This window comes from Sulfitobacter sp. THAF37 (assembly GCF_009363555.1).
GTDB lineage: Bacteria > Pseudomonadota > Alphaproteobacteria > Rhodobacterales > Rhodobacteraceae > Sulfitobacter.
In genome coordinates this window covers 1,006,986-1,026,778 of record NZ_CP045372.1, presented here as the reverse complement: position 1 = coordinate 1,026,778, position 19,793 = coordinate 1,006,986, and the positions used below count along the sequence as shown (strand labels likewise).

Sequence of the window (19,793 nt, the reverse complement as noted above, 5' to 3'; positions counted from 1 at the left end):
TATTTTGTTGAGAAAGGGCCAGACATGAAATCTGTCGAGATCTATACATCGCCGCTTTGCGGCTTCTGCCACGCGGCCAAGCGGTTGCTGACCCAGAAGGGCGTCAGCTTTTCCGAGGTGGACGTGTTGGCCAATCCGGACCGCAAGCCCGAGATGATCGAGCGGGCGAACGGCAGCCGAACCGTGCCGCAGATTTTCATCGAGGACACCCACGTTGGCGGGTGCGATGAGCTTTATGCGCTGGAGCGCGAGGGTAAGCTGGATGGCATGTTGGCCGCATGATGAAGGGCGCGATCCTGCAGCTTAACGTCTCGGACGACCCCAGCGGCAATCTTGGGCAAACATTGGCCATGTTTGGCGAAGCCGTTGCCGCGGGGGCAGAGTTCATCCTGACTCCGGAGGTGACGAACTGCGTTTCCACCAGCAGGGCGCACCAGCAAGACGTGCTGATGCACGAAACGGACGACATCACGCTCGCCGCATTGCGGAAGGCGGCGGCGGAGGCGGGCGTCTGGCTGCTGCTCGGCTCGCTCGGGTTGAAGACCGGGGATGCCGATGGCCGCTTTGCCAACCGGTCCTTCCTGATCGACCCCAAGGGCGAGATCGTGGCGCGCTACGACAAAATCCACATGTTCGACGTGCAGATCAACGAGACGGAGACCTACCGCGAATCCGCCGGTTACAGGCCGGGCGCGCAGGCGGTGGTTGCCGATACGCCGTTCGGTCGCATCGGGATGAGCGTCTGTTACGACGTGCGGTTTCCGCTGCTCTACAATGCGCTGGCGCGGGCCGGTGCCCGGATCGTTACGGTGCCTGCGGCGTTCTCTCCGGTGACGGGGGCGGCCCACTGGCACGCGTTGCTGCGCGCGCGCGCCATCGAGACGGGGTGTTTCGTGATCGCTCCCGCTCAGACCGGCACCCACGCGAGCGCCGCGCACAAGACCCGTGACTGTTACGGTCATTCCCTTGTCGTCTCGCCGTGGGGCGAGGTGCTGCTGGATGCGGGCGTCGCACCCGGCGTTTACAATTTCACCCTGGATATGGATGATGTCGACAGGGCGCGGGGAAAGGTACCCAGCCTGACGAACGCGCGGGACTTTGACCCGCCTCAAGTGAACTCTTGACCGGGTCAATGGATGAGCGATGACAGTCAGACAATTGCGATCATGCTGTTCAGCGAACTGCTGGCAGCGGATCACGCCGTGCGCAGCCGTCTGACCCGGGTCCTGCCGAAGGGGATGGAGATTTCTCATTTCTCCGTGCTCAATCACCTGGCCTGGCATGGCGATGAAAGCAGCCCCGCGCGACTGGCGGAACGCTTTGGCGTAACGCGCGGAGCAATGACCAATACACTGACAAAGCTGGAATGGTCGGGATATGTCCACATCCGGCCCGACTGGGACGATGCCCGCCGCAAGATGGTCGCGATCAGCCCGGCAGGCCGTCAGGCGCGCGACGATGCGGTCGCGGCCATTGCCCCTATGATCAACGAGGTGGTGGAAAGCCTGGGCGAAAACCAGACCCGCGCGGCCCTGCCGATTCTGCGTGAAATCCGGATCAAGCTTTCCTGACGCTGGCCGTCACGTAGTTCACGCTCAGATCCTTGTCGGACAGTCGCCACGACCACGACAAGGGGTTAAAGACGAATCCCTTGCGGTCCACCGGTTCCAGACCCGCCTGCCGCAACAGGTCGAACAATTCGTCCGGAGTGATGAATTTGGACCATTCATGGGTGCCCTTAGGCAGCCAGCGCATGATGTGCTCGGCGCCGACGATGGCCATGGCGTAGGACTTGGGGTTGCGGTTGATCGTCGAACAGATGTGCAGGCCGCCGGGCTTCAGCAGGTCGTGGCAGGCGGTGAGGTAGTCGATGGGGGATGCGACATGTTCGACCACTTCCATGTTCAGGACAACGTCGAATGCTTCACCCGCGTCGGCAAGCGCCTCGGCGGTGGTGTGGCGGTAGTCGATGGAAAGGCCGGACTGCTCGGCATGGATCCGGGCGACCGGGATGTTCCCCTCGGCGGCGTCGGCACCGACCACATCGGCCCCGAGTCGGGCCATCGGTTCGGCCAGGAGGCCGCCGCCGCAGCCGATGTCGAGAATGCGCAGGCCCCCGAAAGGTGAGTCGGTCTTCAGGTCCCGGTCGAATTCACCTGCAATCTGGCTGGTGATATAGTCCAAACGGCAGGGGTTGAGCATGTGCAACGGCTTGAATTTGCCGTTGAGGTCCCACCATTCGGCTGCCATCGCCTCGAATTTCGAGATTTCCGACGGATCGACGGTTGTTCGAGACGTTTGCATTTTCCGCTCCCTATGTTCTTGTGGTGCTGACCCCTATATAGGTCTCTCATGGATAAGTTTCCCGACCAAAAGCGCGCGACGCAGTATCTTTATCCGCCGATCGACCCGTTCGATCAGGGCATGATGTCGGTCGGGCAGGGCCATCGGGTGTATTACGAGCAATGCGGCAACCCGGACGGTATCCCTGTCGTCGTGTTTCACGGCGGGCCCGGCGGCGGCTGCAGCCCGTCGATGCGGCGCTATTTCGATCCCTCCGTCTACCGGGTGATTCTGTTTGATCAGCGCGGCTGCGGGCGGTCGCGGCCTCATGCGAGTGTCACGGACAACACCACGTGGCACCTCGTTGCCGACATCGAGCTGATTCGCACCGCGCTGAAGATCGACAGTTGGATCGTCTTTGGCGGGTCCTGGGGGGCGACGCTGGCGCTGGTTTATGCCCAGACCCATCCTGACGCGGTGCGGCAACTGGTGCTGCGCGGCGTATTCCTGATGACGCAGGCAGAGCTGGACTGGTTTTATGGCGGCGGTGCCGGGAAATTCTGGCCGGAGGTCTGGGACCGGTTCGTGTCGCTGATCCCGAAAGAGGAACAGCGCGATCTGATCGCGGCTTATCACCGGCGTCTGTTCTCGGGCGATTTGCCGACGGAGCAGCGGTTCGGCCGCGCCTGGGCGGCCTGGGAGAATGCGCTGGCCTCCATCCACTCATCCGGCGCCGCGCACGAAGGGCCTTCGGACTACGCCCGTGCTTTCTCGCGACTGGAGAATCATTACTTTACCAATGGCGGGTTTCTTGAGTTCGACGGCCAGATCATCGAACACATGCCGCGCATTGCCCATATCCCCGGAACCATCGTTCAGGGGCGGTACGACATGATCTGCCCGCCCGTCAGCGCCCATCGCATCGCGTCCCGCTGGCCCGCCTGCGAGCTGACGATGGTGCGCAACGCGGGGCATGCGCTTTCCGAACCGGGGATCAGCGCGGAACTGGTGCGCACGATGGACAGGATCGCCAGCAGATGAGCCGCCGGTCGCCTCTCCTTGACCGCCGGGCGGTGTTTTCCAGCGCGGCGGCGGTGGCGTTGCTGGCGGCCACGGGCGTCGGCGCGGCGGGCGTTCCGGCGCGCGGAGGGCGGTTGCGGATGGCGCTTTCCGGCGGGGCACGAAGCGATTCATGGGTGCAGGGTGACGGATTGTTCATGCAGGTGGCCCGGCAGGGGTTGATCTACGACACCCTGACCGAAGTTGCCGCCGACGGCACCCTGCGGGCGGAACTCGCGCTGGGCTGGAAGGCCTCCGCCGATGCGCGAATCTGGGACTTCGACCTGCGGCCCGGTGTGCCGTTTCATGACGGCGCCGCCTTTACGGCTGCGGATGCTGTTGCCAGCCTGCGGGGGCGCGTGGCGGGCGAGATCAGCGCGCCCGGCGCCGACCGACTGAGAATCACGCTGGAGCGGCCCAACGTCGGTTTGCCAATGTTGCTGTCCGGTCCGGAATACGTGATCCGGCCCGCCCATGCGCTGGATGCGGGCATCGGCACCGGGCTTTACCGGATGCGCCGGTTTTGGCCGGGTCAACAGGTGCTGGCCACCCGGGTCGCGAGCCATTACCGCGACGGCACCGCCGGCTGGTTCGACGAAGTCGAGCTGACCTCGATCCCCTCTGAATCCGTGCGCGGCCAGGCACTGAGCGAATACATGGTGGACGCGGTGGATATCACAGATGCGGGGGGGCTGTCCGGCTTGCCGGATATTCATCTGATGCCCGACACGCGTCAGCCGGTTCAGGCCGTCAGCGCCGCGGTTGCGCAACCCACGCAGGTCAGCGCCCTGCGTCCGCTGGACAACCTGCGTGCGGCGGAACGCTGGTGGTTTGCCTGAATTCTGTTGGCCCCTTGCGATTGGCCGCAAGCAGGCGTATATGGTCTTCAACAGCGGCGCGTTAGGGTCCACACCAAACGCTCCACCGATCTTGAACACGGGCCGCGCGCCCGTTTTTTTGTGCCTGAAGGAACCATGTCCAACGATCTGATAGCAAAAGCCGCCATTGACCGCCGCATGGCCGAGATCATCACCCCGGTGATCGAGGACATGGGGTTTGAGCTGGTGCGTGTGCGCCTGATGTCGGGCAAGAACACGACCCTTCAGGTCATGGCCGACAAGCCCGAAGGCGGGATCGAGGTGGATGACCTCGCGCTGATCAATCAGGCCATCGGCACCGTTCTGGATGTCGAGGACCCGATTCTGGATGAATACACGCTTGAGGTCTCCAGCCCCGGCATCGACCGCCCGCTGACGCGGCTCAAGGATTTCGACATGTTCGAAGGCTACGAGGCCAAGCTGGAGACGGACGAGCTGATCGACGGACGCCGCCGTTTCAAGGGCGAACTGGCCGGGGTCGAGGGCAACGAGGTCCTGATCAACGTCGACGAAGGTACCATCGGGCTCGATTTCAGCTGGCTGTCTGATGCCAAGCTGGTTTTGACCGACGAGCTGATCAAGGAAATGCTGCGCCAGCGCAAGGCGGCTGGTGCGTTGAACGAACAAGATTTCGATGAAGTTCAGACCGAAGACGGGTCTGCTGAGGGAGAAGACTAATGGCCATTACATCTGCCAACCAGCTGGAGCTGCTGCAAACCGCGGAAGCGGTAGCGCGTGAAAAGATGATCGACCCCGGCCTCGTGGTCGAAGCGATGGAAGAATCGCTCGCCCGTGCGGCAAAGTCCCGCTACGGCGCTGAGATGGACATCCGGGTGTCCATCGACCGCAAGACCGGTCGCGCGACCTTTACCCGTGTGCGCACCGTGGTCGAGGATGAGGAGTTCGAGAATTACCAGGCCGAGTTCACCGTGGAACAGGCCCGGCAGTATCTGGACGACCCCAAGGTAGGCGACACGCTGGTCGAGGAAGTCCCCCCGGTCGAGATGGGCCGGATCGCCGCGCAATCGGCCAAGCAGGTGATCCTGCAGAAGGTTCGCGAAGCGGAACGGGACCGTCAGTACGAGGAATTCAAGGATCGCGCGGGCACCATCATCAATGGTATGGTCAAGCGTGAAGAATACGGCAACGTCATCGTGGACGTGGGTGCGGGCGAGGCGATCCTGCGCCGGAACGAGAAGATCGGCCGCGAAAGCTATCGCCCCAACGACCGCATTCGGGTCTATATCAAGGACGTGCGTCGCGAACAGCGCGGCCCGCAGATTTTCCTGTCGCGCACCGCGCCCGAGTTCATGGCTGAACTGTTCAAGATGGAAGTGCCCGAAATCTACGACGGCATCATCGAGATCAAGGCCGTCGCCCGCGACCCCGGTTCACGCGCCAAGATTGCCGTGATCTCTTATGACGGGTCCATCGACCCGGTCGGTGCCTGCGTCGGTATGCGCGGCTCCCGCGTGCAGGCCGTGGTGAACGAGCTTCAGGGCGAGAAGATCGACATCATCCCGTGGAACGAAGACCAGCCGACCTTCCTTGTGAACGCGCTGCAACCTGCAGAGGTCTCCAAGGTTGTTCTGGACGAAGAAGCAGGCAAGATCGAAGTCGTCGTTCCGGAAGAACAGCTGTCGCTGGCCATCGGCCGTCGCGGTCAGAACGTGCGTCTGGCGTCGCAGCTGACCGGTCTCGACATCGACATCATGACCGAAGAGCAGGAAAGCCAGCGTCGCCAGGCGGAGTTCGAGCTGCGGACCAAGCTGTTCATGGACAACCTGGACCTGGACGAGTTCTTTGCCCAGCTGCTGGTTTCCGAAGGCTTCACCAACCTGGAAGAAGTCGCCTATGTGGAGATCGACGAGCTGTTGGTCATCGACGGAGTAGACGAGGACACCGCGAATGAACTGCAGGCCCGCGCCCGTGACGTGCTGGAAGCGCAGAACAAGGCGGCGCTGGAAGCGGCCCGCGCGCTGGGTGTCGAGGACAGCCTGGTTGAATTCGAAGGTCTGACCCCCCAAATGATAGAGGCGCTGGCAAAAGACGATGTGAAGACGCTGGAAGACTTCGCGACCTGCGCCGACTGGGAAATCGCCGGGGGCTGGACCACGGTCAACGGTGAACGGGTCAAGGACGAAGGCACGCTGGAGCCCTTTGACATCACCCTCGAAGAGGCGCAGGACATGATCATGACCGCCCGGGTCATGCTGGGCTGGGTCGATCCCGAGGATCTGACCGCGGACGAAGATGAAGACGAAGGCGAAACCGTCGAGGAGGCCGAGGCCTGATTTCAGGCCTCGGGGGCACTTGATGGGTCGCGGTGGCGCATCCAAGGACCGGTCGGACGGTCCCGAACGCAAATGCATCTCCACGGGAGAGGTGCAGCCGAAGTTCGGGCTTGTGCGGTTTGTGGTGGGTCCGGACCAGCAGGTCGTGCCCGACATCATGGGCAAGCTTCCCGGTCGCGGCATTTATGTCTCCGCGGACCGGGCTGCATTGGAACAGGCGGTGAAGAAAAAGCTCTTCTCGCGTTCCGCGAAGCAGCAGGTCATCGTGCCTGATGGCCTGATCGAGGAAGTGGAGCGGCAGCTGGCCCGGCGCGTCGTCGATCTGATCTCGTTGCAGCGCAAGGGCGGTGGTGCCGTTGCGGGGTACGAAAAGGTCAAGGCCTGGCTGCAGAATGAAGAGGCGGAGGTCTTGATCCAGGCGTCTGACGGATCGGGCCGCGGCAAGAGCAAATTGAGCACGCCGCACTATGGCCACTACATTGGTTGGCTGACGGCAAATGAATTGGGTTTGGCTTTCGGACGTCAAACTGTGATACATGGGGCGCTCGCCTCTGGTGGACTCACGCTACGTGTTGTAGAGGAAGCCCAACGACTTAAAGGCGTGCGCAAAATCGAGACTGGCAAGGGCCAGTCGAAAGGATAGACGAGCTAGATGAGCGATAGTGACGGCAAGAAAACATTGGGTCTGCGCGGCAGCGCGCGTCCGGGTAACGTAAAGCAGAGCTTTAGCCACGGGCGGACCAAGAACGTTGTGGTCGAGACCAAGCGCAAGCGCGTTGTGGTGCCCAAACCGGGTGCTGGCAAATCAGGTGCGGGCGGTTCTCCGGTGGGGGATCCGTCAAAGCGCCCTGCCGGGATCACGGATGCCGAAATGGACCGCCGTCTGAGGGCTGTGCAGGCTGCCAAGGCCCGCGAAGCCGAAGAGGCTGCTGCCCGCGAAGCCGAGGAAAAGGCGCGCGCCGAAGAGCGCGAACGCCGCCGGGCCGAGCAGGAAGAGAAAGAGCGCGAGGAAAAAGAGCGCGAAGAGGCGCTGAAGGCCAAGGCCGAGGAAGAAGCCAAGAAGCAGCGCGACGCCGTCGCCGCTGCGGAGGCCGCAGCCGCCGCTCCGGCGGAACCCGCCGTGGCGCGCACGCCCAACAACAAGGCCGCGCCCGCGCAGCCCGCCCGCAAGACGGAGCGCGACCGCGAGGAAACCAACAAGAAGAACCGCGGCGGCGACAACCGCCGTTCGGGCAAGCTGACTGTCAATCAGGCGCTGACCGGCGGCGAAGGTGGCCGCCAACGGTCAATGGCCGCGATGAAGCGCAAGCAGGAGCGCGCGCGTCAGAAGGCCTTGGGCGGTTCGGTCGAGCGCGAGAAGGTCGTGCGCGAGGTGCAGCTGCCAGAGGCCATCATGGTCTCCGAACTGGCGAGCCGCATGACCGAAAAGGTCGGTGCCGTAGTCAAGGCGTTGATGCAGAACGGCATGATGGTCACGCAGAACGAGACGATCGACGCGGATACAGCCGAACTGATCATCGAGGAATTCGGCCACAAGGTTGTCCGCGTGTCGGATGCGGACGTGGAAGACGTGATCAAGGAAGTCCAGGACAAGGCGGAAGATCTGAAACCCCGTCCGCCGGTCATCACGATCATGGGCCACGTCGATCACGGCAAGACATCCTTGCTGGACGCGATCCGCAACGCCAAGGTCGTTGCAGGCGAAGCTGGCGGCATCACTCAGCACATTGGGGCCTACCAGGTCACGGCCGATACCGGTGCCGTGCTGTCCTTCCTCGATACACCGGGTCACGCGGCCTTTACGTCGATGCGTTCCCGCGGGGCGCAGGTGACGGACATCGTCGTTCTGGTCGTGGCGGCGGATGACGCCGTGATGCCGCAGACGATTGAGGCGATCAACCACGCCAAGGCGGCAAAAGTGCCGATGATCGTGGCGATCAACAAGATCGACAAGCCGGCGGCGAACCCGGACAAGGTCCGCACCGACCTGCTGCAACACGAGGTCATCGTGGAGAAGCTGTCGGGCGACGTTCAGGATGTGGAAGTATCCGCCACTACCGGTCAGGGTCTGGACGAGCTGCTTGAAGCCATCGCGCTGCAGGCGGAAATCCTTGAACTCAAGGCGAACCCCAACCGCGCCGCGGTTGGTGCCGTGATCGAAGCGCAGCTTGATGTGGGTCGCGGGCCGGTCGCAACCGTTCTGGTTCAGACCGGGACATTGCGTCAGGGCGACATCTTTGTCGTGGGTGAGCAGTACGGCAAGGTCCGTGCGTTGATCAACGACGCCGGGGAACGTGTCAAAGAGGCCGGGCCGTCGGTGCCGGTCGAGGTGCTTGGCCTGAACGGCACACCCGAAGCGGGCGACGTGCTGAACGTGACGGAGACCGAGGCGCAGGCGCGCGAGATCGCGGCGTATCGCGAAAAAGCCGCCAAGGACAAGCGCGCCGCAGCCGGTGCCGCCACGACGCTGGAACAGCTCATGGCGAATGCCAAGGCGAACGAGGATGTCAGCGAACTGCCGATCCTGCTGAAGGCAGACGTCCAAGGGTCCGCCGAGGCAATCGTTCAGGCGATGGAAAAGATCGGCAACGAGGAAGTTCGCGTGCGCGTTCTGCACTCCGGCGTCGGGGCGATCACCGAAACCGACGTGGGTCTTGCCGAAGCCTCTGGGGCGCCGATCATGGGGTTCAACGTGCGTGCCAACGCGTCGGCCCGTAACACAGCCAACCAGAAGGGCGTGGAAATCCGGTATTACTCCGTGATCTATGACCTTGTCGATGACGTGAAGGCTGCGGCCTCTGGCCTGCTCAGCAACGAGATCAAGGAAAACTTCATTGGTTATGCAACGATCAAGGAAGTCTTCAAGGTCACGGGCGTTGGCAAGGTCGCTGGCTGTCTGGTGACAGAAGGCGTGGCGCGCCGGTCCGCCGGGGTGCGTCTGCTGCGCGACAACGTGGTTATCCACGAGGGCACGCTGAAGACCCTGAAGCGTTTCAAGGACGAGGTCGCTGAGGTGCAGTCGGGCCAGGAATGCGGCATGGCGTTCGAGAACTACGACGACGTCCGCCCGGACGACGTGATCGAGATCTTCGAACGTGAGGAAGTCACCCGCACGCTCAGCTGATTACTGTCAGCTTCGAGAAATGTCGGAGGCCCGGTTGAATTGCCGGGTCTCTGTCGTTTCAAAAGCTCCTGTCTTTTCGTCGAAGCTCTGGCGGGCGACCTGAACTGATCTGTCCAGGATGTCGATCACGTTGAAGTCGTTCGGTTCCCCGCGGACCCGCGACGACAGGCTGGTGCCCGCATGCAGCTGGACCGCATTCCGGCGGTCGTGTTCCCCTGCGCGGTGGGCGAATTCGCCCGCGTGCCACAGATGCAGATGCCCCGACAGGATCAGGTCCGCACCGCATCCGATCAGCCGCTCAAGCGCCTCTGCGGCGCCCGGGATCGGCTTCTTGCTCACGCCTTCGGGATGTTCCAGCGGATGGTGGACGACCAGAACCCGCAGCTTGTGCGCGGGGGCGGCCCCCATCGCCGTGCAGGCGCGGCGCAGCCGCAGTGCCGAAAGTCGCCCCGCCTGCCATTGAAAGCGGTCGACCGTATTCAAGCCGACCATCACCATTTCAGCCGTTTCGACGCTTGGGGTCAGATCGGACGAGATGTATTTGCGATAATTCCCGAAGGGCCGAAAAAGCCGCGTCAGTGGACGGTGGATCGGGATGTCGTGGTTTCCCGGGACGCACAGAACCGGGGCATCTATCCGGTCGATAAAGGCGCGCGCGCTTTCGTATTCCTGACTTCGGGCGCGCTGGGTCAGATCGCCCGAAATCGCCACATGATCCGGCTGCAAGTTTTCCAGCACGGTGAGGAGTGGCTGGATCAGGTCGGCACGGTCCTTGCCGAAATGCAGATCGGACAGATGGACAAGCCGGGTCATCGGACCGCAGTGGCGTCGGCAGAAGGAACGAGGATGCGCAGCGGGTTGGGTGCGTGGCGGATGGTAAAGGGCCCGCCCATGCGTGTAATTTCGCCGTCGCGGGCCACTGGACGGCGCTTGCGCTTCATGGAGATTTCTATGGTTTTCCCACTGACCATTTCGTAGTCCGTTTCCGGTTTCGCAATGCCAAGTGCCAGCGCCGCTGCATGTCGCAGAAGGCCCAGGCGACCTGAATTCGGGGCAATCAGCGTCACAAGTTCACCTTCTGCGATGGCCTCTGCTCCGTTCAGTCCCATTTCGTTCAGCTGGTAGGCATTGTTGATCACGAAAAGCAGCGGTGTCCGGCGGATATACTGCTGGCCGTCGATCTCCACCGTCAACTTCAAGGGCGCGCGAAAGGTCACAAGCGTCTTCAGCACAGACCAATAGGCAGCGAGCCGGCTGCGTCCCCACCGTTTGTACGTCCCCTCCCGGGTTTGGAGGATCGCGGCATATGCGCCGATGCTGGCATTGTTGAGGAACATGCGCCCGTTTACCGTGGCCACGTTGACCTCACGCGGGGTGCCGTTCAGCATGGCTTCGACCGCGGCGTCGGTGTCTTCGGGCAGACCCAGCGACCGGGCAAAATAGTTGAAGGTGCCCGCAGGAATGATACCGATATCACGACCGCTGCCCGCAAGTACGGAAGCCGCACCGCAGATCGTGCCATCGCCGCCCGCCACGGCCAGGCGCGCATCACTCTCTGCCAGCGCAGCTTTTGCGGCGGCTTCAACACTGTCATAGTCCTGCACCCTGGCAAAATCGACAGACTCGCCGCGCGAGGTGAACGCGTCGCGAATGGTCGCGACCTTGGCGTCGCCATCCAAGTTCCCGGAGGCGGCATTGACAATGACGATTGTACGCTGGCCTGACATATCCTGCCCCTGTTTGTCAGGGGCTCATGCCCCAGAGCAGAACGCCCAATACAGAGCGAAGTTCGTCAGCGAGGGAAATTTTTCATCAGTTGGAACGATTTACCGGCTTTCCCGAATAAATCTTGTCATCCACCTGAACGGTCATCAGCCCGTTCGGCGTATTCCCGACAAAAATTCCCTGCACGGATATACTGGATCCGATCGTTATTGTCCGCAACATACCGCTTCCTCCCCAGAAAGATGGGATAAGCTTACCAAACAATTCTGCAGACTCCACTGAATTGTTTCACAAAAGCTTAATATTAATGCGCAAATTACGGGCATGTGCGCATTATTGTTTCACAGCCAGTCCCGCAGAATGGGTATGAGCGGTATGTCCGCGGCTGGCATGGGGTAATTTCGCAGATCGTTTGCGCGAACCCACTTCAACGACTGGCCCTCTTTTGACATCGGCGTGCCCTCCCACTTGCGGCAGGCATACAGCGGCATGAGCAAATGGAACGTGTCGTAGCTGTGGCTGGCAAACGTCAGCGGCGCGAGACAGGAGGCCCAGGTGTTGATCCCCAGCTCTTCCTCCAGTTCGCGGATCAAGGCGTTCTCGGGTGTCTCGCCGGGTTCGACCTTGCCGCCGGGAAATTCCCAAAGGCCTGCCATCGCCTTGCCCTCCGGCCGCTGCGCGATCAGAACGCGGCCGTCAATGTCGATCAGGGCGACGGCAGAGACAAGTACGACTTTCACCAACGCTCTTCCACGCGCTCAGGACCGATAGTCGGCATTGATCGCGATGTAGCCGTGGGTCAGATCGCAGGTCCAGACGGTGCTGGCCCCCTTGCCAAGGCCGAGATCGACGGCGATGCGGATTTCTTCGCCCTTCATATGTGCGGCTGCGGCCTCTTCCGAGTAGTCGGGGCTGCGCCAACCGTCCTTGGCCACCTCGACCTCCCCGAACCGGATCGACAACCGGTCCCGGTCGGCTTCGGCACCGGATTTTCCGATGGCCATCACGACACGGCCCCAGTTCGGGTCTTCTCCGGCGATGGCGGTCTTGATCAGGGGTGAATTGGCGATGGCCATGGCGTGTGTCTTGGCATCGGCGTCCGACGCGGCACCGGATACGGTGACTTCGACAAACTTCGTCGCGCCTTCGCCATCGCGCACGACCTGATGCGCGAGGTCCAGCATCACGCCGTGCAGCGCGTCCGCAAAGACCGCGTTGCCGGTCGCGTCCGCGCCCGACGTGTCGGTTGCCGCGACGATCACGCTGTCGGAGGTGGAAGTGTCACTGTCCACGGTGATGCAGTTGAAGGTCTTGTCCGCATTTTCTGCGACAGCCTCCTGGAGGGCGCTCTGGTCGAAGTGGGCGTCGGTAAAGATATAAACCAGCATCGTCGCCATGTCGGGGGCGATCATGCCGGACCCCTTGGCGATGCCCGCGATCCTGACGGTCTTGCCGTCGATCTCTACCTCTGCCTGTGCGCCCTTGGGAAAGGTATCGGTGGTCATGATTGCCTTGGCCGCCGCGGCGATGCCGCCCGCCTCCAGCTCCGCCGTGAGGTCCGCAAGGCTGGCCGTCACACGGTCATGGGGCAGCGGTTCGCCGATCACCCCAGTCGAAGAAGTGAAGACCCGCGCCTCGGGCACATCGCAGGCCGCAGAGACAGCGGCAGTGATTGCCTTGACAGAGGCAACTCCGTTCTTCCCGGTAAAGGCATTGGCATTGCCGGAGTTCACCAGAATGGCCGCGCCCGCCTCGGACGCGGCACCAATTTTCTCCTGGCAGTCCAGCACAGGCGCCGCCCGCGTCTTGGACCGTGTGAAGACCCCGGCAACAGAGGTGCCCGGCGCCAGGACCGCCAACATCACGTCGGTCCGGCCCTGGTACTTGACCCCCGCTGACGCGGTGGCAAAGCGAACGCCGTCAATGACCGGCAGATCCGGAAAGGCCGCGGGCGCCAGCGGGGAAACTTGCGTGATCTTGCCCAAGGCTTACTCCAGCCATTCGATGTTGTTCAGAACCGAAGGATCGATTCCCTCGGCGGCGGACTGGTCGACCTCGGCTTCTGCCGTGATCTCCTCGATGGCGGTCTGCACGCGGGTCTGACGCAGTTGCAGCTCGATCTCCTCGCGTACCGTTTCCAGCTCGGGCGCTTCGCTGTCGCGCACATCGTTCAGTTTGATCACGTGCCAGCCGAACTGGGTCTCGACCGGGTCGGACACCTGGCCCGGCTCCATGTCCATCACGGCGTTTTCAAACGCCGGGACCATCATGCCCTTGCCGAACCATCCCAGCGCGCCGCCGCCCGGACCGGAGGGGCCAGTGGATTTCTCGCGCGCGACCTCGGCAAAGTCGGCCCCTTCGTCGAGCTGCGTCTTCACGGCCTTGGCCTCTTCCTCAGTCTCGACAAGGATGTGGGACGCATCGAATTCCTTCTCCGGCTCTGCGCCGGTGTATTCCGCGTCATAGGCAGCCTGAACATCTGCTTCGTCCAGCGGCTCGGCCATAATGCGCTCAATCACCTCGCCTGCTTTCAGCGAACGGGTTTCGTTTTCGAGCGACAGTTCCACGCGGGGCGGAAGATCACCTTCGAACGTATCGCTGAGGGCGGTTTGCTGCACCAGTTGCTCAAGGATGCCCTTGAAGAGCACTTCGTTGGGAAGCTGCTGATACTGCTCGGGCAGGCGTGCCCGCGCGATGATCATGTGGCCCAGCGTGATGTCGGTCCCGTTGACCGTTGCCACGACGGTATCGAGCTGCGGCGTATCCTGTGCGGCCGTGGGCAGGCCGAGGCAGGTGGAAACGGCCAGGGCGGCCACGAATGTGAGTCGTTTATGCATGGATTGTCCTATCGTTAAGCCCCGCAGGGGGCTGCTACATTGACAGTGTTATGTGCGGCCCTTACATCGCCTAAAAGGCAAGGCTCAGGCATTCACCCGTACATCTATGGTCTGACTGGGCGGTGGGCAAGCAGATCGCTGCCTGACAAGGAAAATCGGCTGGAGAGCACATGCTGGGTATCGGAACAATCGCCAAGAAGGTGTTTGGCACGCCAAACGATCGTAAAATCAAGGCGACGCGCCCGCTGGTCGAAAAGATCAACGCGCTGGAACCCGAGTTCGAAAAGCTGAGCGATGCCGCCATCAAGGACAAGACGGAAGAATTGGCCAAACGCGCCATGTCCGGCGAAAGCCTGGACGATCTTCTGCCCGAGGCTTTCGCAAATTGCCGGGAGGCGGCGCGCCGCACACTGGGTCTGCGGGCGTTCGACACGCAGCTCATGGCGGCGATCTTTCTGCACCAAGGCAATATTTCGGAGCAGAAGACAGGCGAGGGCAAGACCCTGACCGCCGCGCTGGCGGCCTATCTCAACGCGCTGTCCGGCAAGGGCGTGCATGTCGTGACCGTTAACGAATACCTCGTGAAACGTGATGCGGACTGGATGGGCAAGGTGTTCAATGCACTGGGCCTGACCTGCGGCGCCGCGGTGTCCCAGATGCCGGAAGACGCCAAGCGCGCTGCATATGAGGCTGACATCACATATGCCACCAACAATGAGCTTGGTTTCGACTACCTGCGCGACAACATGAAGTCGAACCTGAGCGAGATTCTGCAGAAGAAGCACAACTTTGCCATCGTGGACGAGGTCGACAGTATCCTGATCGACGAGGCGCGAACACCTCTGATCATCTCGGGCCCCGCGCAGGACCGTTCAGAGATGTATGTGACCATCGACAAGGTCATTCCGTTGTTGCAGCCCGAACATTACGAGCTGGACGAAAAGACCCGCAATGTCACCTTTACCGACGAAGGCAACGAGTTCCTTGAGGAACAGCTGCGCGCCCGGTCGCTGCTGGAAGAGGGCCAGACCCTTTATGACCCCGAAAGCACGACCATCGTACACCACGTCAATCAGGGCCTGCGCGCGCACAAGCTGTTTCTGAAGGACAAGGACTATATCGTGCGCGACGGCGAGGTCATGCTGATCGACGAATTCACGGGTCGCATGATGCAGGGTCGTCGTCTGTCGGACGGGCTGCACCAGGCAATCGAGGCCAAGGAAGGCACCACCATCCAGCCCGAGAACGTCACGCTGGCCTCCGTCACTTTCCAGAACTACTTCCGGCTTTATGACAAGCTGGCCGGGATGACCGGCACCGCGCTGACCGAAGCCGAAGAATTTCAGGAAATTTACGGTCTGGGTGTGGTCGAGGTGCCCACGAACCTGCCCATCGCCCGCGTCGACGAGGACGACGCCGTCTATCGCACGGTTCAGGAAAAATACGATGCGATGATCGAGAAGGTGAAGGAAGCGAATGCCAAGGGGCAACCTTGCCTTGTCGGCACCACCTCCATCGAGAAATCCGAACAGCTTAGCCAGTTGCTGACCGCGGCGGGGATCGAACACAATGTTCTGAACGCCCGCCAGCACGAGCAGGAAGCCCAGATCATCGCGGACGCGGGCAAGCTGGGCGCTGTGACCATCGCCACCAACATGGCCGGGCGCGGCACCGACATCCAGCTGGGCGGTAACGTCGAGCTGAAGGTGCTCGAAGCCCTGGACAAGGATCCCGAGGCCGATCCGGAACAGATCCGCGCGTCGATCGCGGCGCAGCACGCCGATGAAAAGCAGAAGGTGCTGGAAGCGGGCGGTCTATATGTTCTGGCCTCCGAGCGCCACGAAAGCCGCCGCATCGACAACCAGCTGCGCGGTCGTTCCGGTCGTCAGGGCGACCCGGGGCGTACCTCCTTCTTTCTCTCGCTGGAAGACGATCTGATGCGCATCTTCGGCTCCGAGCGGCTGGAGAAGGTTCTGACCACACTTGGCCTGAAAGAGGGCGAGGCGATCATCCATCCTTGGGTCAACAAGTCGCTGGAACGCGCCCAGGCCAAGGTCGAGGGACGCAACTTTGACATTCGCAAACAGTTGCTCAAATTCGACGATGTGATGAACGAGCAGCGCAAGGTCATCTTTGGTCAGCGTCGCGACATCATGGAGGCGGATGACCTGCATGAAATCGTCACCGACATGCGTCACCAGGTGATCGACGATCTGATCGACACCTACATGCCGCCCCGCACCTATGCCGACCAGTGGGATACGCAGGGTTTCTATGCGGCGGTGATCGAACAGCTGAACATCGACCTGCCTATCATTGCCTGGTGCGAGGAAGACGGGGTGGACGATGAGGTGATCCGCGAACGCCTGATCGAAGCGACTGACAAGATGATGGCGCAAAAGGCCGAAGCCTTTGGCCCCGAGAACATGCGCACCATCGAAAAACAGCTTTTGCTGCAATCCATTGACGGCAAGTGGCGCGACCACCTGATGACGCTGGAACATCTGCGGTCCGTTGTCGGCTTTCGCGGTTATGCGCAGCGCGACCCGCTGAATGAATACAAGAACGAGAGCTTTCAGTTGTTCGAAACCATGCTCGACAGTCTGCGTCAGGATGTGACGCAGAAGCTGGCCCAGGCGCAGCCGATGTCGGAAGAAGAGCGCAACGCCTTCATGCAGGAAATCGCGCAACGTCAGGCGGCGATGCAGAAGGCCGCCGAAAACGCCGAGCAGGAGCCGCAAGTGCCCGCGGCTTCGCCGGTTGCCGTGGCCGAAGGCTTTGTCGAGGACGATCCGACGACCTGGGGCAACCCGTCCCGCAACGATCCGTGCCCCTGTGGGTCGGGCAAGAAATTCAAGCATTGCCACGGTCGTCTGTCCTGACAGGCGCCGGGGCGGCGCCCCGGATTCGCCCAATTTCACGCACCGTCGCGTCATACCCTAGCCCCGATTGCGCAGCATAACGTCCCTGAACGATTCCTTTCGAGAGGACAGGGGCATGATGCGAAAGCAGCAAATTCTGACGGTGGCGGGCACGCTTGCTTGCGCCATCGGTATCGGCTTTGTCATGCAGAGCACCGATACGGCAAAGCAGAGGTATGGCGACCAAGGCGACACAGCGCCGAAGGCGCTTGAGGACAAGGCCACCAGCGCGATGCTGGACGTGCAGCAGATCAAGCTGACGTCGGCCGCGTTCAAGGGCGATGACGACCTGCCCGAGACGCCCGCGTTTGCCGTTTCCGCCCCGGACGAGAATTTGATCAAGGTCCGCGCACCGCAAAGCGTTCTGGAAGGTCCTCCGACACCCGGCGCGGCGACGCCGGCACCGGCCTGTGACATCACCGCGCAGGCCCATGCGGTTGCCGCGGCCATGGTCGATCTCCGGCTTGAGGCGGCTTGCCTGCCGAACGAGCGGGTGACAGTCCACCATAACGGTATGATCTTTACCGAGACGACGAACGACAAGGGTATCCTCGACACAACCGTCCCTGCATTGACGCAGGATGCGATGTTCATCCTTGCCTTCGGCAATGGTGAAGGCGCGGTGGCGCAGGTCAAGGTCGAGGAACTGGCCGACTACAACCGCGCCGTCTTGCAATGGAAAGGCAGTGCCGGGTTCGAGATCCATGCCCGCGAATTCGGCGCGAACTACGGCGATGCCGGCCACCATTGGCGGGACGCGCCGGGCGAAATCGCCGACGCCGTCATCGGGCGCAGTGGCGTGTTGACCCGTCATGGCAACAGTATGGTGTCCGACCCGCTGCTGGCCGAGGTCTATACCTTTCCCAAGGCCGCATCGGAGCAAAGCGGGAAAGTCTCGTTGAGCGTAGAGGCAGAGATCACGCAAGCCAATTGCGGGATCGAAGCGGAGGCACAGTCGCTTCAGCTTGAGGCCGATGGTCAGATCAAGACGCAGGATCTGATCCTGTCGGTGCCGCCCTGCGACGCGGTTGGCAGCTTTCTGGTGTTGAATAATCTGCTCCAAGACCTGAAAGTCGCGGGAAAGTAATACCGCACCTTGGGGTCTCATGATCTTGATCAGATGTGCGGCGATCATCGCCGCACTTTTTCTCATTTGGCAGCATCCTGCCAGCGCGCAGGATGTCACGCTGACCTCGCGGGATGGCAAGGTCGAACTCAGCGGTATGTTGCTGGGGTTCGACGGCGAATTCTACCGCGTCCAGACGGATTATGGTGAGCTGACGGTCGATGGGTCTGGTGTGCTGTGCGCCGGGCCGGGGTGCCCCAATCTGGAGGATTTTGTCGCCGAGGTGCAATTGTCGGGCTCAGCAACGATGGGTGCCGTCCTGATGCCCGCGCTGATCAATGCCTACGGCCAGCGCGCCGACTACGATGTGACCCGCGAAGACACGGACGACCCGACGCGATTCACCTACCTGCTGACCCGCCGGGACACAGGGAAACCCGCTGCGCGGTTCTTTTTCCGCGCGACCAATACGGATGAGGGGTTCGCCGATCTGCTGGCGGACGAGGCCGATATCGTCATGGCCCTGCGCGAGATCGGGCGCGAGGAGCGTATCAACGCCCGCGAGGCCGGGATGGGGGACCTGACAGGAGCGAACCGAAGCCGGGTTCTGGCACTGGATGCCGTCGTGCCCGTCGTCGCTCCGACCAATCCGCTGCGCACGATCTCCCCCCTGATGCTGGCGCGCGCCTTTGCGGGTGAGGTGACAAATTGGCAAGACCTGGGCGGGCCGGATGCCCCTATCGAACTGCATCTGCCGGACGGCTCAAGCGGATTGAGCCAGGCGATCGTCGATCAGGTGATGAAACCGGCCAAGCTTACACTGACTGACAACATCGTGCGCCATGCCACGCCCGGCGCGCTGGCCGATGCCATCGCCCGCGACAGCCTGTCGCTTGGCATCACCAGCTATGCCGAGCAGCGCAGCACGATGGTGCTGACCCTGGGCGGCACCTGCGGCTTCAACCTCAACGCCGCGCGGCGAACGATCAAGACCGAAGACTATCCGCTCACGGCGCCGATGTTTCTGTATTTCCCGGCCCGGCGCCTGCCCCTGATCGCGCGGGAATTCCTGGCATTTACCCGGGGTCCCGCCGCGCAGAATGTCATCCGGCGCGCCGGTTTTGTGGATCAGGCCCCCGAGGAAATCGTCGTGGAGCAGCAAGGCAATCGGTTCGCGAATGCGATCACAGTGGCGGGCAAGGAAATTTCCTTGCAGGAACTGCAGCGCATGACGGCGACATTGAAACCGATGGCGCGGCTGACCACGTCCTTCCGGTTCGAGGCCGGGTCCATCCGGCTGGACGCGCAAAGCCGGTCGAATGTGCAGCAGCTGGCCCGCGCGCTGGAGCAAGGCCAGTACGACGCGAGGCGAATGCTGTTTGTTGGTTTCAGCGACGGCGACGGCGCCGCCGGACCGAACCGCGATATCGCGCTGCGCCGCGCCGAAGCGGTACTGCGCGCGGTATCCGCCGCGGCTGTAACCGCGAACCTGGAACGGGTCGATCTGGGCGTCGATGCCTTTGGCGAGGCAATGCCGATGGCCTGTGACGATACCGCCTGGGGACGGCAGGCGAACCGCCGGGTGGAAGTCTGGGTGCGCTGAGCT

General features: G+C 62.2%; 18 protein-coding genes. 12 read left to right on the top strand and 6 right to left on the bottom strand.

Annotated features, from left to right (window positions below):
* Window positions 1-24: 24 nt before the first annotated feature.
* The 3 genes from grxC to FIU94_RS05085 are packed head-to-tail and all read left to right on the top strand — an operon-like array spanning window position 25 to window position 1,571.
* Window positions 25-282, top strand: coding sequence for a glutaredoxin 3 (gene grxC, locus FIU94_RS05095; protein WP_152464745.1), 258 nt, complete (start codon window positions 25-27; stop codon window positions 280-282).
* Window positions 282-1,124, top strand: coding sequence for a carbon-nitrogen hydrolase family protein (locus FIU94_RS05090; RefSeq protein WP_152466951.1), 843 nt, complete (start codon window positions 282-284; stop codon window positions 1,122-1,124). The genes grxC and FIU94_RS05090 overlap by 1 nt, the downstream gene beginning before the upstream one ends.
* 12 nt (window positions 1,125-1,136) lie before the next feature.
* Window positions 1,137-1,571 (top strand): MarR family winged helix-turn-helix transcriptional regulator, encoded by a 435-nt coding sequence (locus FIU94_RS05085; RefSeq protein WP_152464744.1) that lies wholly within the window; start codon window positions 1,137-1,139, stop codon window positions 1,569-1,571.
* Here FIU94_RS05085 and ubiG read toward each other — a convergent pair.
* A complete protein-coding gene (gene ubiG, locus FIU94_RS05080; RefSeq protein WP_152464743.1) occupies window positions 1,558-2,304 on the bottom strand; it encodes a bifunctional 2-polyprenyl-6-hydroxyphenol methylase/3-demethylubiquinol 3-O-methyltransferase UbiG in 747 nt (248 codons plus the stop codon). The two genes, FIU94_RS05085 and ubiG, sit on opposite strands and share 14 nt — an antisense overlap.
* A gap of 48 nt (window positions 2,305-2,352) precedes the next feature.
* Here ubiG and pip point away from each other — a divergent pair, with 48 nt between their 5' ends.
* The 6 genes from pip (at window position 2,353) to infB (ending at window position 9,638) form a co-directional block, all read left to right on the top strand.
* Window positions 2,353-3,324, top strand: coding sequence for a prolyl aminopeptidase (pip, locus tag FIU94_RS05075; protein WP_152464742.1), 972 nt, complete (start codon window positions 2,353-2,355; stop codon window positions 3,322-3,324).
* The gene (locus tag FIU94_RS05070; protein ID WP_152464741.1) at window positions 3,321-4,181 is read left to right on the top strand and encodes an ABC transporter substrate-binding protein; all 861 of its coding nucleotides are present in this window, start codon (window positions 3,321-3,323) and stop codon (window positions 4,179-4,181) included. The genes pip and FIU94_RS05070 overlap by 4 nt, the downstream gene beginning before the upstream one ends.
* A gap of 135 nt (window positions 4,182-4,316) precedes the next feature.
* Entirely contained in the window at window positions 4,317-4,898 is a 582-nt protein-coding gene (gene rimP / locus FIU94_RS05065; protein WP_152464740.1) for a ribosome maturation factor RimP, read from the top strand.
* Window positions 4,898-6,514 carry a transcription termination factor NusA gene (gene nusA, locus FIU94_RS05060; protein WP_152464739.1) on the top strand — a complete coding sequence of 539 codons (1,617 nt, stop codon included), beginning with the start codon at window positions 4,898-4,900 and terminating at the stop codon, window positions 6,512-6,514. Before rimP ends, nusA begins: the two co-directional genes overlap by 1 nt.
* A gap of 22 nt (window positions 6,515-6,536) precedes the next feature.
* Window positions 6,537-7,157 (top strand): RNA-binding protein, encoded by a 621-nt coding sequence (locus FIU94_RS05055; RefSeq protein ID WP_152464738.1) that lies wholly within the window; start codon window positions 6,537-6,539, stop codon window positions 7,155-7,157.
* 9 nt (window positions 7,158-7,166) lie between these two features.
* Window positions 7,167-9,638 (top strand): translation initiation factor IF-2, encoded by a 2,472-nt coding sequence (infB, locus tag FIU94_RS05050; protein ID WP_152464737.1) that lies wholly within the window; start codon window positions 7,167-7,169, stop codon window positions 9,636-9,638.
* Window positions 9,639-9,644: 6 nt separating this feature from the next.
* Here the strand turns inward: infB and FIU94_RS05045 are convergent, their stop codons facing one another.
* The 5 genes from FIU94_RS05045 to FIU94_RS05025 all read right to left on the bottom strand — a co-directional run bounded on the left by FIU94_RS05045 (window position 9,645) and on the right by FIU94_RS05025 (window position 14,200).
* Complete coding sequence (locus FIU94_RS05045) at window positions 9,645-10,451, bottom strand: metallophosphoesterase (protein WP_152464736.1); 807 nt, start codon at window positions 10,449-10,451, stop codon at window positions 9,645-9,647.
* Window positions 10,448-11,365, bottom strand: a complete 918-nt coding sequence (locus FIU94_RS05040) for a diacylglycerol kinase family protein (protein WP_152464735.1) — start codon at window positions 11,363-11,365, stop codon at window positions 10,448-10,450. Before FIU94_RS05040 ends, FIU94_RS05045 begins: the two co-directional genes overlap by 4 nt.
* 339 nt (window positions 11,366-11,704) lie before the next feature.
* On the bottom strand, window positions 11,705-12,103 hold the full coding sequence (gene mutT, locus FIU94_RS05035) for an 8-oxo-dGTP diphosphatase MutT (RefSeq protein ID WP_152464734.1): 399 nt from the start codon (window positions 12,101-12,103) through the stop codon (window positions 11,705-11,707).
* Window positions 12,104-12,121: 18 nt separating this feature from the next.
* A complete protein-coding gene (gene argJ / locus FIU94_RS05030; protein WP_152464733.1) occupies window positions 12,122-13,348 on the bottom strand; it encodes a bifunctional glutamate N-acetyltransferase/amino-acid acetyltransferase ArgJ in 1,227 nt (408 codons plus the stop codon).
* A 3-nt stretch (window positions 13,349-13,351) separates the two neighbouring features.
* Window positions 13,352-14,200 (bottom strand): peptidylprolyl isomerase, encoded by an 849-nt coding sequence (locus FIU94_RS05025; protein ID WP_152464732.1) that lies wholly within the window; start codon window positions 14,198-14,200, stop codon window positions 13,352-13,354.
* Window positions 14,201-14,370: 170 nt separating this feature from the next.
* On the opposite strand from FIU94_RS05025, the gene secA reads away from it, so the two are divergent.
* The 3 genes from secA (at window position 14,371) to FIU94_RS05010 (ending at window position 19,790) form a co-directional block, all read left to right on the top strand.
* Window positions 14,371-17,082 carry a preprotein translocase subunit SecA gene (secA, locus tag FIU94_RS05020; protein WP_152464731.1) on the top strand — a complete coding sequence of 904 codons (2,712 nt, stop codon included), beginning with the start codon at window positions 14,371-14,373 and terminating at the stop codon, window positions 17,080-17,082.
* A 115-nt stretch (window positions 17,083-17,197) separates the two neighbouring features.
* Window positions 17,198-18,208, top strand: coding sequence for a hypothetical protein (locus FIU94_RS05015; RefSeq protein WP_152464730.1), 1,011 nt, complete (start codon window positions 17,198-17,200; stop codon window positions 18,206-18,208).
* A gap of 19 nt (window positions 18,209-18,227) precedes the next feature.
* Complete coding sequence (locus tag FIU94_RS05010; RefSeq protein ID WP_152464729.1) at window positions 18,228-19,790, top strand: substrate-binding domain-containing protein; 1,563 nt, start codon at window positions 18,228-18,230, stop codon at window positions 19,788-19,790.
* The last annotated feature ends 3 nt before the right edge of the window (window positions 19,791-19,793 follow it).

What these genes read in the sequence shown, in the direction of transcription:
- FIU94_RS05055 (WP_152464738.1), top strand. Translation starts at nt 6,537, where the DNA reads ATGGGTCGCGGTGGCGCATCCAAGGACCGGTCGGACGGTCCCGAACGC.
- infB (WP_152464737.1), top strand. Translation starts at nt 7,167, where the DNA reads ATGAGCGATAGTGACGGCAAGAAAACATTGGGTCTGCGCGGCAGCGCG.
- rimP (WP_152464740.1), top strand. Translation starts at nt 4,317, where the DNA reads ATGTCCAACGATCTGATAGCAAAAGCCGCCATTGACCGCCGCATGGCC.
- FIU94_RS05025 (WP_152464732.1), bottom strand. Translation starts at nt 14,200, where the DNA reads ATGCATAAACGACTCACATTCGTGGCCGCCCTGGCCGTTTCCACCTGC.
- FIU94_RS05010 (WP_152464729.1), top strand. Translation starts at nt 18,228, where the DNA reads ATGATCTTGATCAGATGTGCGGCGATCATCGCCGCACTTTTTCTCATT.
- FIU94_RS05040 (WP_152464735.1), bottom strand. Translation starts at nt 11,365, where the DNA reads ATGTCAGGCCAGCGTACAATCGTCATTGTCAATGCCGCCTCCGGGAAC.
- FIU94_RS05070 (WP_152464741.1), top strand. Translation starts at nt 3,321, where the DNA reads ATGAGCCGCCGGTCGCCTCTCCTTGACCGCCGGGCGGTGTTTTCCAGC.
- FIU94_RS05090 (WP_152466951.1), top strand. Translation starts at nt 282, where the DNA reads ATGAAGGGCGCGATCCTGCAGCTTAACGTCTCGGACGACCCCAGCGGC.
- grxC (WP_152464745.1), top strand. Translation starts at nt 25, where the DNA reads ATGAAATCTGTCGAGATCTATACATCGCCGCTTTGCGGCTTCTGCCAC.
- FIU94_RS05015 (WP_152464730.1), top strand. Translation starts at nt 17,198, where the DNA reads ATGATGCGAAAGCAGCAAATTCTGACGGTGGCGGGCACGCTTGCTTGC.
- pip (WP_152464742.1), top strand. Translation starts at nt 2,353, where the DNA reads ATGGATAAGTTTCCCGACCAAAAGCGCGCGACGCAGTATCTTTATCCG.
- FIU94_RS05045 (WP_152464736.1), bottom strand. Translation starts at nt 10,451, where the DNA reads ATGACCCGGCTTGTCCATCTGTCCGATCTGCATTTCGGCAAGGACCGT.
- ubiG (WP_152464743.1), bottom strand. Translation starts at nt 2,304, where the DNA reads ATGCAAACGTCTCGAACAACCGTCGATCCGTCGGAAATCTCGAAATTC.
- secA (WP_152464731.1), top strand. Translation starts at nt 14,371, where the DNA reads ATGCTGGGTATCGGAACAATCGCCAAGAAGGTGTTTGGCACGCCAAAC.
- FIU94_RS05085 (WP_152464744.1), top strand. Translation starts at nt 1,137, where the DNA reads ATGAGCGATGACAGTCAGACAATTGCGATCATGCTGTTCAGCGAACTG.
- nusA (WP_152464739.1), top strand. Translation starts at nt 4,898, where the DNA reads ATGGCCATTACATCTGCCAACCAGCTGGAGCTGCTGCAAACCGCGGAA.